General features: G+C 69.6%; 14 protein-coding genes and 1 pseudogene. 3 read left to right on the top strand and 12 right to left on the bottom strand.

The genetic code is table 11. The annotated features are described in order from the left end of the window. Positions 1-217: 217 nt before the first annotated feature. The 5 genes from GH736_RS08860 to GH736_RS08840 all read right to left on the bottom strand — a co-directional run bounded on the left by GH736_RS08860 (position 218) and on the right by GH736_RS08840 (position 5,335). Positions 218-628, bottom strand: a complete 411-nt coding sequence (locus tag GH736_RS08860; RefSeq protein WP_159602231.1) for a dehydrogenase — start codon at positions 626-628, stop codon at positions 218-220. 164 nt (positions 629-792) lie between these two features. Beyond that, positions 793-1,134, bottom strand: coding sequence for a DUF7882 family protein (locus tag GH736_RS08855; protein ID WP_159602229.1), 342 nt, complete (start codon positions 1,132-1,134; stop codon positions 793-795). 315 nt (positions 1,135-1,449) lie between these two features. Then, on the bottom strand, positions 1,450-2,103 hold the full coding sequence (locus GH736_RS08850; RefSeq protein ID WP_159602227.1) for a hypothetical protein: 654 nt from the start codon (positions 2,101-2,103) through the stop codon (positions 1,450-1,452). Between the two features lie 63 nt (positions 2,104-2,166). Further along, positions 2,167-2,670, bottom strand: coding sequence for an amino-acid N-acetyltransferase (locus tag GH736_RS08845; RefSeq protein ID WP_159602225.1), 504 nt, complete (start codon positions 2,668-2,670; stop codon positions 2,167-2,169). 136 nt (positions 2,671-2,806) lie between these two features. Next, positions 2,807-5,335 (bottom strand): ATP-dependent Clp protease ATP-binding subunit, encoded by a 2,529-nt coding sequence (locus GH736_RS08840; protein WP_159602223.1) that lies wholly within the window; start codon positions 5,333-5,335, stop codon positions 2,807-2,809. 172 nt (positions 5,336-5,507) lie between these two features. Between GH736_RS08840 and GH736_RS08835 the strand changes: the two genes are divergently transcribed. Beyond that, on the top strand, positions 5,508-6,125 hold the full coding sequence (locus GH736_RS08835; RefSeq protein WP_159602221.1) for a hypothetical protein: 618 nt from the start codon (positions 5,508-5,510) through the stop codon (positions 6,123-6,125). Then, a complete protein-coding gene (locus tag GH736_RS08830; RefSeq protein WP_159602219.1) occupies positions 6,125-6,364 on the top strand; it encodes a helix-turn-helix domain-containing protein in 240 nt (79 codons plus the stop codon). The genes GH736_RS08835 and GH736_RS08830 overlap by 1 nt, the downstream gene beginning before the upstream one ends. A gap of 43 nt (positions 6,365-6,407) precedes the next feature. Here the strand turns inward: GH736_RS08830 and GH736_RS08825 are convergent, their stop codons facing one another. Beyond that, the gene (locus GH736_RS08825; protein ID WP_159602218.1) at positions 6,408-6,914 is read right to left on the bottom strand and encodes a hypothetical protein; all 507 of its coding nucleotides are present in this window, start codon (positions 6,912-6,914) and stop codon (positions 6,408-6,410) included. A gap of 110 nt (positions 6,915-7,024) precedes the next feature. On the opposite strand from GH736_RS08825, the gene GH736_RS08820 reads away from it, so the two are divergent. Next, entirely contained in the window at positions 7,025-8,020 is a 996-nt protein-coding gene (locus tag GH736_RS08820) for a pirin family protein (protein ID WP_159602216.1), read from the top strand. A 25-nt stretch (positions 8,021-8,045) separates the two neighbouring features. Here GH736_RS08820 and cls read toward each other — a convergent pair whose 3' ends face one another. From cls to GH736_RS08795, 6 genes and pseudogenes are all read right to left on the bottom strand, one after another. Continuing rightward, entirely contained in the window at positions 8,046-9,521 is a 1,476-nt protein-coding gene (cls, locus tag GH736_RS08815) for a cardiolipin synthase (RefSeq protein ID WP_159602214.1), read from the bottom strand. Beyond that, positions 9,518-9,694 (bottom strand): hypothetical protein, encoded by a 177-nt coding sequence (locus GH736_RS24490; protein ID WP_203230693.1) that lies wholly within the window; start codon positions 9,692-9,694, stop codon positions 9,518-9,520. Before GH736_RS24490 ends, cls begins: the two co-directional genes overlap by 4 nt. 37 nt (positions 9,695-9,731) lie before the next feature. Next, on the bottom strand, positions 9,732-9,881 hold the full coding sequence (locus tag GH736_RS08810; protein ID WP_159602212.1) for a hypothetical protein: 150 nt from the start codon (positions 9,879-9,881) through the stop codon (positions 9,732-9,734). 55 nt (positions 9,882-9,936) lie between these two features. After that, positions 9,937-11,484, bottom strand: a complete 1,548-nt coding sequence (lysS, locus tag GH736_RS08805; RefSeq protein ID WP_159602210.1) for a lysine--tRNA ligase — start codon at positions 11,482-11,484, stop codon at positions 9,937-9,939. Between the two features lie 85 nt (positions 11,485-11,569). Next, complete coding sequence (gene panC / locus GH736_RS08800; RefSeq protein WP_235933910.1) at positions 11,570-12,448, bottom strand: pantoate--beta-alanine ligase; 879 nt, start codon at positions 12,446-12,448, stop codon at positions 11,570-11,572. Next, positions 12,445-12,807 (bottom strand): annotated as a pseudogene (locus GH736_RS08795) (DUF2520 domain-containing protein); the annotation flags it as partial. The pseudogene GH736_RS08795 and the gene panC, both read right to left, overlap by 4 nt. Positions 12,808-12,983: the final 176 nt, after the last annotated feature.

The raw sequence follows: 12,983 nt of genomic DNA, 5'->3' as shown, positions 1-12,983 counted from the left end.
TGCGCCCGGTCACCGCTGCGAAGCAGCGCGGCAGCGAGGCGCGCCGCCTCGGCTACTCCACCATCCTCGACGTCGAGGCCGGCAGCGTGCGCGCGGCCGTCGAGCAGGCGATGATGGCGTCGTCCTCGAGTCGCGAACGCGAGCTCGACGCGGCGTTCTGACGGCTGCGCCCCAGCGCACCCCGCGCGGAAGATCCTTCCAGCCCCACCGGCGGGGGCTACGCCTCCAGCGCGCGAAGGAGCTCGCCAGGCGGCGCCTGCATCGGATGCGGACCCGCGATGTCGAGGAACACCGTGGTGATCGTCGACTCGTACCTGGTGAGGAAACTGCGCAGCCACGCCGGGCTCTGCAGCCCGACCGCCGGCGGCAGGTTCGCCGGCTTGTTCGCGGCGTCGCTGAACAGCAGCAGGGCGACGTCACCCGTGTTCGGGTCTCGATAGGTCCACACCTCACCCCCGTCGAGTGGCCGGTCGCGTGGGCCGGGCTTCACGAGCGGCACCACCGTGTTGCCGTGCCGCAGCGCGAGGGCGACCGCGGCGATGTCCTGTCGCTCGAGCGCCTCGGCGAGCGCCTGCGAACGGAACTCCACGGGCTCGCCCGACTTGCCGGACTTCTTGCGCTGGGCCATGCCCCCAAGCGTAGCGATCGCGCGTGCCCGCAGCCGGGCATCGTGGGGTCGACGGGGCCGCCTTCGTCTTCGTCGACGCGCCTCGGACCCTCACGATTCCGGCTGCGAGCACAGCTTAGGGCGGTTCCTCCCCCGTATGCGGTGAGTCCGCTGTGAAGACCTCATCAGGTGACGGCCGCCTGCTCGACCACCGGGGGCGGCGGGAGTTCGTGGTGAGCGACGGCCGACGGCTCCGGGAGCAACCTGAGTCCGCCCAGGGAGTTCGCCGACACGGCGAGTTCCTCGATCCACTGGCGGTTGAGCGCCGGCAATCGGTTGCCCGAGTAGACGAACTGCACGGCGGTCTGCGGACAGACCCAGACGCTCAGCGTGCGCTGATCGTCGCGGAGGGTGAGCGCGAAGCTCTCCTGCCTCCGGAGCTTGTTGATCATGACCACCTGGAGGTGCGCCAGTGTCCGATCATCCATCTCGACCGCGGCATCGCGGTCGTACACGAACCGTCCCATGCTGCATCCCTGCCCTCGAAACGAATCACCCGGCATGGCACGGGCGGCGTCGAGGAGACGACAGGCATCACGATCACTCAGCGGGGTCCGGGCCAAGCACGCAGGCGAATTCTACTCCGGCGACGTTCGGGCGTCGAGAGAGGAGCCCCCACCCGAGGGTGCGCCGCGAGGGTGAGATCGCCTTCACCCACCGACGATCGCCGGTGGGTGAAGGCTGTCCAAGCGCAATGAGCCCAGTCACTCGAACTGCGGCTCACCCTACAAGGGCCTGAGACGTTCCAGTGTCGGCTTTTCGGGGGACACTTCTCGGCCTGCTCAGTACAGCTGGAACTGCTTCGACGTCTCCGACGCGATGCCGTCGACGGTCACTTCGAGGTGGTACGAGGCGCCGCCGGCGGGCACGGCCTCGCGCGGGCCCTCGCAGGTCTCGGCGCTCGACCGGGTACGGTCCCAGACGATCGGCACGCTCGACGAGATCGGCGTGCCGGGCGTCAGCGACACCTCTGCGTCGATCGGGTCGACCTGGCAGTCCGTCGACTGCCAGTAGAGCTCCTCACCGCTCTTGACCGTGAACACCTGGGCGTTCGTGCCGGCGTTCAGCACGCACACGTTCTTGCCCGTGTTCGTGATCGTCACCGACAGCTGCGGCTGCTCGCCGGCCTCGTACACCGTCTTGTCGGTGACGGCCTCGACCGTCACGTTCTTCGCGGTGCAGGCGTCGCCGTCGACCTCCGTCGCCTCGGTCGGGATCACGGTCGGCGGCGCGGTGGGCTCGTCGGACGCGTCAGGCGTGGCCGATGGCGCGGCGCCGGCGGCGGCATCCGGTTCATCGCCCTGGCTCGAACCCGGCCGCACGATCACGAGCACGATCGCGATGATCACGGCGACGAGTCCGAGGAGCACGAGGAGCCGACGACGTCGGTACACCTGCGGCGACTGCCGCCGTGCCGGTGCGGGATTCGTCGACATGCCCTCAGGGTACGACCGCGAAGCCATTCGTCCCGGCAGTCGCCCGGCGTGCCGGATGCCCGGTCAGAGCCGTTTCAGCATGCGCGTGTTGCCGAGGGTGTTCTGCTTCACGCGGGCGAGGTCGAGGAACTCCGCGACGCCCTCGTCGTGCGAGCGCACGAGCTCGGCGTACACGGCCGGGTCCACGGTCTCGTCGCCCATGTCCTCGAATCCGTGGCGACCGAAGAACCCCACCTCGAAGGTGAGGCAGAACAGGCGGCTCAGGCCGAGGTCGCGAGCCTCCGCCTCCAGGGTCTCGAGCAGGGCATGGCCGACCCCTCGGCCGAGCCACGCGTCGTCGACGGCGAGCGTGCGCACCTCGCCGAGGTCCTCCCACATGACGTGCAGCGCTCCGGCGCCGATGACCTCGCCGTCGGCGGCCTCCGCGACGCGGAACTCCTGCACCGAGCCGTAGAGGTCGACGCGCTCCTTGCCGAGCAGGATGCGTCGGGACACGAGCGGCTCCACGAGTGCGATGATCTTCGGCACGTCGCTCGTGCGCGCGCGGCGCACCGTGAAGTCGGTCATCACGTCATGCTATCCGCGCCTGGAGACGGGCGGCGCGGCGGTCGCCACGAACCGACTCGGTCGACCCGCGCAGCCACCGGAAACGGCGAAGAGCGGATGCCGCGTGGCATCCGCTCTTCGAACCGTGCGTGGTGGGCTACTCGCCCGCCGCCGCCGCGAGGTCGGGGCTCACTGGCCCGGTGCCGATCGCGGCGCCCGTGTTCACGCCCACGCCGACGGGCAAGGCCCGCTGCGACGTCGTGAACACGAACTCGCCGTCGCGGAAGTCGACGTGCACGTGGTCGCCCGAGTTGAGCTCGCCGTGCAGGATCTTCTCCGACAGGCGGTCCTCGATCTCGCGCTGCACCGCTCGGCGCAACGGACGGGCGCCGAGGGCGGGGTCGAAGCCCACCTCGATCAGCCGCTCCTTGGCGGGCACCGTGAGCTCGACGGTCATGTCGCGGTCGAGCAGGCGCTCGCTGAGCCGCTTGAGGAACAGGTCGACGATCTGCAGGAGCTCGGGCTTCGACAGCTGCGGGAACACGATGATCTCGTCGACGCGGTTGAGGAACTCGGGCTTGAAGTGCTTCTTCAGCTCCTCCTTCACCTTGCCGCTCATGAGGTCGTACCCGGTGCGGGTGTCACCCTCGAGCTGGAAGCCCACGGGGCCGCTCGAGATGTCCTTCGTGCCGAGGTTCGTCGTCATGATGATCACGGTGTTCTTGAAGTCGACCACCCGACCCTGGCCGTCGGTGAGACGACCCTCCTCCAGGATCTGCAGGAGCGAGTTGAAGATGTCGGGGTGCGCCTTCTCGATCTCGTCGAAGAGCACGACGCTGAACGGCTTGCGCCGCACCTTCTCGGTGAGCTGGCCGCCCTCCTCGAAGCCGACGAACCCGGGAGGGGCGCCGAACAGTCGCGAGACGGTGTGCTTCTCGCCGTACTCCGACATGTCGAGCGAGATCATCGCCGCCTCGTCGTCGAACAGGAACTCGGCGAGCGCCTTGGCGAGCTCGGTCTTGCCGACGCCGGTCGGCCCGGCGAAGATGAACGAGCCCGAGGGACGCTTGGGGTCCTTCAGTCCGGCGCGGGTGCGGCGGATGGTCTTCGACAGTGCGGAGATCGCCTCCTCCTGGCCGATGACGCGCTCGTGCAGCGCCTTCTCCATGAAGACGAGTCGCGACGACTCCTCTTCGGTGAGCTTGAAGACGGGGATGCCGGTGGCCTGGGCGAGCACCTCGGCGATCAGGCCCTCGTCGACGACCGCGGTGGTCTTGACGTCGCCCGACTTCCACTGCTTCTCGAGCCGGAGGCGCTCGCCGAGCAGGTTCTTCTCCTCGTCGCGCAGGGACGCGGCCTTCTCGAAGTCCTGCTCCTCGATCGCGGTCTCCTTGGCGGCGCGCACGACGGCGATCTTCTCGTCGAATTCGCGCAGCTCGGGCGGCGACGAGAGGATCGAGAGACGGAGGCGCGCGCCGGCCTCGTCGATCAGGTCGATCGCCTTGTCGGGGAGGAACCGGTCGCTGATGTAGCGGTCGGCGAGGTTCGCGGCCGCCACGATGGCGCCGTCGGTGATGGACACCTTGTGGTGCGCCTCGTAGCGGTCGCGCAGCCCCTTGAGGATGTTGATCGCGTGGGGCAGCGAGGGCTCCTGCACCTGGATGGGCTGGAAGCGGCGCTCGAGCGCGGCGTCCTTCTCGAAGTGCTTGCGGTACTCGTCGAGCGTGGTGGCGCCGATGGTCTGCAGCTCACCGCGCGCGAGGAGCGGCTTGAGGATCGACGCGGCGTCGATCGCGCCCTCGGCGGCGCCCGCACCCACGAGGGTGTGGATCTCGTCGATGAAGACGATGATGTCGCCGCGGGTGCGGATCTCCTTCGTGACCTTCTTCAGGCGCTCCTCGAAGTCGCCGCGGTAGCGGGAACCTGCGATGAGCGAGCCGAGGTCGAGCGAGTAGAGCTGCTTGTCCTTCAGCGTCTCGGGGACCTCGTTCTTCACGATGGCCTGCGCGAGGCCCTCGACGACGGCGGTCTTGCCGACGCCGGGCTCGCCGATGAGCACGGGGTTGTTCTTGGATCGACGCGAGAGGATCTGCATGACCCGCTCGATCTCCTTCTCGCGCCCGATCACGGGGTCGAGCTTCGACTCGCGCGCGGCCTGCGTGAGGTTGCGCCCGAACTGGTCGAGAATCTGCGAGCCGCCCTGCGGCTGCTGCTGGTCGTTCGCCCCCACCTGCACCTGCTCCTTCCCCTGGTAACCGGAGAGCAACTGGATGACCTGCTGGCGCACGCGGTTGAGATCGGCGCCGAGCTTGACGAGGACCTGGGCGGCGACGCCCTCGCCCTCACGGATCAGCCCGAGCAGGATGTGCTCGGTGCCGATGTAGTTGTGGCCGAGCTGGAGCGCCTCGCGGAGCGAGAGCTCGAGGACCTTCTTCGCGCGGGGCGTGAACGGGATGTGCCCCGTCGGCTGCTGCTGACCCTGGCCGATGATGTCCTGCACCTGCTCGCGCACCGCGTCGAGCGAGATCCCGAGCGACTCGAGCGCCTTGGCGGCAACGCCCTCACCCTCGTGGATGAGACCGAGCAGAATGTGCTCGGTGCCGATGTAGTTGTGGTTCAGCATCTTGGCCTCTTCTTGGGCCAAGACGACGACACGACGGGCTCGGTCGGTGAATCTCTCGAACATCCTCAACTCCTCACCGGCGCCGGCTGGATTCGGGGGCGTCGATACATCGAGCGTAAACACTCCGGATGCCGCGTGGGCGGCTGTTCGCCGTGGGCGCACCGCTTGACCAGCTCCGGGTCGGCACCTAACATATCGATATTCGTTGTTATCGAAGATCGATATGGAGTCCCGGATGTCGCTCACCACCCTGCCGACGGCGCTGCGCCGCAGCGACCAGGTCGGCATGTTCCTCACCATCGGGCTCGCGATGCTCGGCATCGTCGCCACGGGCTGGGCCGCGGTCGCCAGGCTGCTCGAGGTGCTGCCGGGAGCGGACGTGCCGGTGCTGGTGCCGTTCATGGACGAGACCGCGCCCCTGCCCATCGGTCCCGACGGCGCACCGGTGCAGGTCGAGGTCACCCAGGCGGTCGTCACGGTGCCGCATCCCGCGGCCGCCACCCAGTTCGCACTCGTCGCCCAGCCCATCGTGGCCGGCCTCGCGACGGTCGTGGTGATCGCGCTGCTCGCCGCCTTCGCCTGGAACGTCGGGCGGGGCCGCGCGTTCAGCAGGGCCAACGTGCGCGTCATCTGGTGGGCGACCTTCACCCTCCTCGTCGGCTGGATCCTCGGCGGGCTCTTCACGACGATGGGAGTCAACGGAGCGCTGTCGGCGGTCAGCGAGTACGGCTACGACGGGGTGCTCTTCTCGACCGACTGGGTCGCCTTCTGGGGGATCATGGCACTCGGCGTGGTCGGCGCGGCCTTCCAGGTCGGCGAGCGCCTGCAGCGCGACACCGAGGGCCTCGTCTGATGGCCCCGGCGGAGCCCGGCGACGCCTCCGACGTGCACTGCCGCCTCGACGAGCTGCTCGAACGGCGCGGCATGACGCTGAAGGGACTGAGCGACCGGGTCGGCGTCAGCGTGGTGAACCTGAGCGTGCTGAAGAACGACCGCGCCCGCGCCATCCGATTCTCGACGCTGCAGGCGATCTGCGAGGTGCTCGGCTGCGAGATCGGCGACCTGCTGGTGCTGCGCCGATCGACAACGTGAGCCGGTCGAGTCTGTGAGCGGGTCGACTCCGTGAGCCGCTCGGTTACTTGATGGGGATGGTCAGCTCGTTGCCGGCCACCTCCACCACGAGGGGCTCCGTGGTGGTGACGTCGGTCGGCGTCCAGAATACCGTCGTGTGCGGCACCAGGTCTTGCGTGCAGATCTCGGTCTCGGGGCGCTGCACGAGGTCGATGGCGACGCGGTTGCCCTCGCCGGCCTTCTCGAGCGTGCGGATCTGCTGGCCGACGGTCGGGCAGGTCGAGCTGCCGAAGACGACCATGGCGATCTGGCCGCCCTGCTCCCACCACGCGACCTGGGGCTCCCCGCTGTCACTGTCCCACTCGGGACCCTCGACCTCCTCCTCGGAGGCGTCGTCGACCTCGCCGCCCGCCTCGGGATCGACGTCGATCGGCTCGGCCTCCTCGGCCACGGGCAGGCCGGAGAAGTCCTCGGCGGCGTTGCCCGACGGGTTGCAGGCGGAGAGCAGGAACACGGACGCGAGCGCGACGGCGGCGAAGCCGACGCGACGGAGACGCACGGAGGGAGCCATGCCGCCATGCTAGCGGGCGGCGGCGGCAAAGCGAGGGCTCCGGCGCGAGTTGCGCGCCAGCGCTGCGCGCATCCCGCACCGGTGTCCTGCGGCGCGGGTAGCATGCCGACATGAGCAACCTCGAACGCGATCCGGTCGAGCTCCTGTGCCCGCCCGACGCGCCGACCGGCCCGGTCGTGCAGGTGCTCGCGCCGCGCGATGTCCCGCTCGGCGGCCCCCGGGCCATGCACGTGCGGCGCACGCTTCCGCAGCGGGGACGCACGACCATCGGCGCGTGGTGCTTCGCCGATCACTACGGTCCCGACGACGTGGCCGGGTCGGGTGGCATGGTCGTGCCGCCGCACCCGCACACGGGGTTGCAGACGGTGAGCTGGCTGTTCGAGGGCGAGATCGAGCACCGCGACAGCGCAGGCAGCCACGAGCTCGTGCGTCCTGGCGCCGTCAACCTCATGACGGCGGGTCGCGGCATCTCCCACTCCGAGGTCTCCACGCCCGGAACGACCCGCCTGCACGGCGTGCAGCTGTGGGTGGCCCTCCCCGACGCATCCCGGCACATCGGGCCGTTCTTCGAGCACGCCGAGACCGCGCCCGTCGCAGTGGGCGACGCCACCGTGCGGGTGTTCGTCGGCACGCTCGCCGGCGCCGACGCCGACGTGACCGTGTTCTCGCCCCTGCTCGGCGCGCAGGTGGACCTGCCCGCGGGCGGCCGTGCCGAGCTCGACCTCGACCCCGCCTTCGAGCACGGCGTGCTCGTCGACGCCGGTCCGGTGTCGATCGAGATCGACGGCGCGGATGCCGCGACCGAGGTCGCCTGGTCGGAGCTCGCCTATGTCGAGCCCGGTCGGCGTCGGCTCGTGCTCGCGGCCGGGGCGGAGCCGGTCCGGGTCGTGCTGCTCGGCGGGGTGCCGTTCGGCGAGGAGCTCGTGATGTGGTGGAACTTCATCGGCCGCAGCCATGACGAGATCGTGGAGTTCCGGCGCGAGTGGCAGGCCGACGTCATCGGCCGCGACAACCCCGACGGGCGCTTCGGCGTCGTCGACGGGTTCGACGGCGACCCACTCCCCGCGCCCGAGCTGCCCACCGTGCGGCTGAAGCCCCGGCGCTGACGCGGCGGGGCTTCCACCGCCCCGTCTACTGCAGCGCCGAGGTGAGGCGCGCGAGGTTGTCGAGGATCGTCGACCGCAACGGCTGGGTCAGCCACTCGTCGAGCGTGAGCTCGCGGCTGTTCTGCCGGTAGCCGTCCTCGACCGCGCGCATCTCGCGCACGAACGACGCACCGCGCACGAGCATCGAGATCTCCATGTTGAGCTCGAAGGAACGGATGTCCATGTTGCTCGACCCGATCACGGCCACGTCCTCATCGATCGTGAAGTGCTTCGAGTGCAGGATGTACGGCGACCGGTAGAGCCAGATCTTCACGCCGGCGCGCAGGAGCGCCTCGTAGTACGACCGCTGGGCGTGGTAGACGAGCGCCTGGTCGCCGATCTCCGAGACGAAGAGCTCGACGTGCACGCCGCGCTGGGTCGCGCCGCTGATCGCCCGGAGCATCGCCTCGTCGGGCACGAAGTACGGGCTGGTGAGGATGATGCGCTCCTGGGCGGCGTACATGAGGGCCAGGAACAGCTTGAGGTTGTTCTCGTTGTTGTAGCCGGGACCGCTCGGCACGACCTGGCAGTCGAGGTCCTGCGCCTCGCTCTCCTGCCCGAGCGGCACGATCTCGCGCATCGGCGCCTCGCCGGTCTCGAGGTACCAGTCGGTGGAGAAGATCGCCTCGAGTCCCGACACGATCGGGCCCTCGACCCGGGCGACCAGCTCCTTCCACTTCAGGCCGCGACGGAGGTTCGACCGCTTGTTGTAGGAGCGGTCGATGATGTTCTGCGAGCCCATGAACCCCACCTCGCCGTCCACGACGAGGATCTTGCGGTGGTTGCGCAGATCGGGGCGCTGGTAGCGGCCCTTCAACGGCTGCACGGGCAGCATCAGCTGCCAGCGCACGCCCATGCGGTCGAGGCGCTTCAGCGTCTTGCGGTAGCCCTTCACGCGCAGCGACGCGATGTGGTCGAGCAGTACCCGCACCTCGACGCCCCTCGCGACGGCGGCGCCGAGCGCGTCGAACAGCGCGGCCGTGGTGCGGTCGTACGCGAAGATGTAGAACTCGACGTGCACGTAGCGCTGGGCGCCGTCGATCGCCTCGGTCATCGCGTCGAGCGAGCCCTGGTAGTCGCCGATCAGGCTCGCGCTGTTCGAGCCGATGAGGGGCATCGCGCCGAGCGTGCGGTTGAGGCGCACGACGCCGTCGAACCAGCGCGGCCACGTGGTGCTGTCGCTGACGCGTTCGACGCCGTGGGTCGACTCGCGGATGAACTCATCGACCTCGGCCTGCTTCTCACGGCGGTGCTTGGGAAGCTTCGGATTGCCGATCAGCCAGAACACGAGGATGCCGAGGATCGGGATGAAGAAGATCGCGAGCAGCCACGCCATGCCCGCCGTCGGCCGACGGTTGCGGGGCACGACGATCACCGCGATCACGCGGATGATGAGGTCGATGACGACGACCGCGGCAGCGACGAGCGCAGTGACCTGCGACGTCGTGATGTCGATCGTCATCCGGCGGGGTGTTCGCGCCCGAGCTTGGCTCGCTCTTCCGCCTCGATGCGGGCGTACGCCTTGCGCTCACTGCGGTCGGCGCGGATGATCGCGCGCATCACGAACCAGAAGATCAGTCCGATGAGCACGGTCGGCGCGACCGACCAGATCGCGTTCGCCCAGAATTCGTTCATAGCCCCTCAAGGATACGGGTTCGGCCGGGTTTCGGCGTCAGCCGCCGGTGACGATGCCCCAGATGCCCGAACCGACGAGGTACAGGCCGATCGCGCCCACGATGATCCAGATCGCGAGGCGCGTGTTGGACGGGCGCTTCGGGTCGGGGTCGGGCTCGAGCTCGCGCTTCGGAAGGTAGTCGTTCATTCGCGGCATCCGCTCATTCGTGGGAAGGTCTGCTCACTTGACCAGGGGGAACGGCTCACTTGACCAGGGGGAAGAGGATCGTCTCGCGGATGCCGAGGCCGGTGAGCGCCATGAGCAGGCGGTCGATGCCCATGCCCATGCCGCCCGACGGGGGCATGCCGAACTCGAGCGCGCGCAGGAACTCCTCGTCGAGGCGCATCGCCTCGGGGTCGCCGCCCGCGGCGAGCTTCGCCTGCTCGACGAAGCGCTCGCGCTGCACGACCGGGTCGACGAGCTCGGAGTAGCCCGTGGCGAGCTCGAAGCCGCGCACGTAGAGGTCCCACTTCTCGACGACGCCCGGCGTCGACCGGTGCGCGCGCACGAGGGGCGACGTGTCGAGCGGGAAGTCCATCACGAACGTGGGGCGGTGCAGCGAGCCCTTGACGTGGTGCTCCCAGAGCTCCTCGACGAACTTGCCGGGCAGCGGGTGGTCGATCTCGATGCCCTCGGCGTCGGCGAGCTCCTTCAGCCGCTCGATCGGCGTCTCAGCGGTGATCTGCTCCCCCACGGCATCCGACAGCGTGCCGTACATGGAGATGCGGTCCCACTCGCCGCCGAGGTCGAACTCCGTGCCGTCGGCCCAGGTCACGACGTGCGAGCCGCTCGTGGCGATCGCGGCATCCTGGATCAGCTTCTGGGTGAGGTCGGCCATCGTGGTGTAGTCGCCGTAGGCCTCGTACGCCTCGAGCATCGCGAACTCGGGGCTGTGCGTGGAGTCGGCGCCCTCGTTGCGGAAGTTGCGGTTGATCTCGTACACCCGCTCGATGCCGCCCACCACGGCGCGCTTGAGGTAGAGCTCGGGCGCGATGCGCAGGTAGAGCTCGGTGTCGAACGCGTTGGAGCGGGTCACGAACGGACGCGCGGAGGCGCCGCCGTGCATGACCTGCAGCATCGGGGTCTCGACCTCGATGAAGCTCAGTGCGTCGAAGGTGCGGCGCAGGCTCGCGTTGACCTTGGCGCGGTCGATGACGTTGCGGCGGGCCTGCTCACGCGCGATGAGGTCGAGGTAACGGCTGCGCACGCGCGTCTCCTCGGACAGCTCGTTGTGCAGGTTCGGCAGCGGCAGGATCGCCTTCGATGCGATGCGCCACCCGCTCACCATGATCGACAGCTCGCCGCGGCGGCTCGTGATCACCTCTCCCTCGACGAAGACGTGGTCGCCGAGGTCGACGAGCTCCTTCCACTCGGCGAGCGACTCCTCGCCCACCTCGGCGAGCGAGACCATCGCCTGGATGCGGCTGCCGTCGCCCGACTGCAGCGTCGCGAAGCACAGCTTGCCCGTGTTGCGCGAGAACACGACGCGGCCCGCGAGGCCGACGTGCTCGCCGCTCGCCTCGTCGACGCCGAGGCCCACGAAGCGATCGCGCACCTCGGGGATGGTGGCCGTGATCGGCAGGCGCACCGGGTAGGCGCCCAGGCCGAGGTCGTCGGATGCCGCGATCAGCCGCTCGCGCTTGGCGAGGCGCACGGCCTTCTGCTCCGAGATCTCGTCGGCGCTGATCTCGTCGGCGCCGGTCCCGGGGGCAGTGGGCTCGGTCGTGGCATCCGTCTGGGTCTGGGCCATCGTTCACTCTCGGTCGGCGGAATCGTGCGTGCACCAGCCTACTTGGGCGCACCTGAGCGGATGTCGCGGAGCGGGGCCTCAGGCCTCAGCCGTCGGAACCGACCTCGACGAACGCGTTGTCGATGAGGCGGGTCGAGCCGACCAGCCCCGCGACGAGCACGAGGGCACGGCCCCGGAAGTCCTCGGACACGGGCAGGAACGTGTCGGGGTCGACCACGACGAAGTAGTCGAGGCTGACCCCGTCGTGGTCGCCGAAGGCGGCGACCCCCTCGGCGAGCAGTTCGGAGGGGCCCTCGCCGGCCGCGGCCTCCGCCGCCCGCAGCGACTCGGCGAGCACGAGCGCGGCCCGCCGCTCCGCCTCGCCGAGGTAGCGGTTGCGGCTAGAGAGCGCCAGGCCGTCGGACTCGCGCACCGTGGGCACCGTCTCGATGCGCAACGGCAGGTCGAGGTCGGCGACCATGCGGGAGACGAGGTGCACCTGCTGGGCGTCCTTCTGCCCGAAGAGGGCGACGTCGGGCTGCGCGATGCCGAACAGCTTGGCCACCACCGTGAGCATGCCGTTGAAATGCCCGGGGCGGGACGCGCCCTCGTAGCGTTCCCCGATCGGCCCGGCGTGCACCGTCGTGCCGGCGTCACGCCCGCGCGGGTACATCTCGTCGACCGACGGCGCGAACACCACGTCGACGCCGAGGCCTGCGAGGGCCGCGACATCGGCGTCGAGCGTGCGGGGGTAGCGCTCCAGGTCTTCACCCGGGCCGAACTGCAGCGGGTTCACGAAGATCGACACCACGACCACGTCGGCGAGCTCGCGTGCCCGGCGCACCAGGGCGAGATGGCCGTCGTGCAGCGCGCCCATGGTGGGGACGAGGGCGACGGATGCCCCGGCCGAGCGTCGCTCGTCGAGCAGGGCCCTGAGCTCCGCGATGGTCGGCACCGTGCGCGTGCCCGAATCGACCTCGGTCACTCGCCACCTCCCAGCGGCCGATCCGTGTCGACCTCGTCGATCGTACCCGCCCCGTCGACGAGCGGTCCGGCGTCATGCCTGGCGAGCGCGTTCTCGACGGAGCTGCGGACGAGCTGTGCGAGCACCGCGCCCGGCCGGCCCACCCCGATGCCGTCGAGCAGGCCGCTCGCCTGGTCGACGATCGCGGTCGAGAAGGACACGGCCGTGTCGATCGCCTCCGCGTAGGCGGCCCGGTCGCGCTCGGCGACGACGAACGGCTCACCCCCCATCTCGACGACGAGGGCCTGGGCGATCGGCAGCACGGGTGCCGGCGCGGTCACCGCGAACCAGGTGCCCGGCAGGCGGGCGAGGTCGATGCTGTGCACTTACACTCGCCACCTGATTGCCAACCAGGTTGAGCAGCGTGGACGGCGCGTTCCTGTTCGGATTCGTTGGGCAGGTGATCGCCGATGGCGAGCACCGCGGTGAGCAGACTGAGGTGGTAGCCGGCCAGCCCCTGGACCTGTTGGCGGCCCATCAGGTCGGTGACCAGGGC

Origin of the sequence: Agromyces humi (assembly GCF_009720255.1) — a bacterium.
Classification (GTDB): Bacteria; Actinomycetota; Actinomycetes; order Actinomycetales; family Microbacteriaceae; genus Agromyces; species Agromyces humi.
The sequence above is the reverse complement of the archived record's forward strand: the minus strand, read 5'-3'. Positions and strand labels throughout refer to the sequence as shown.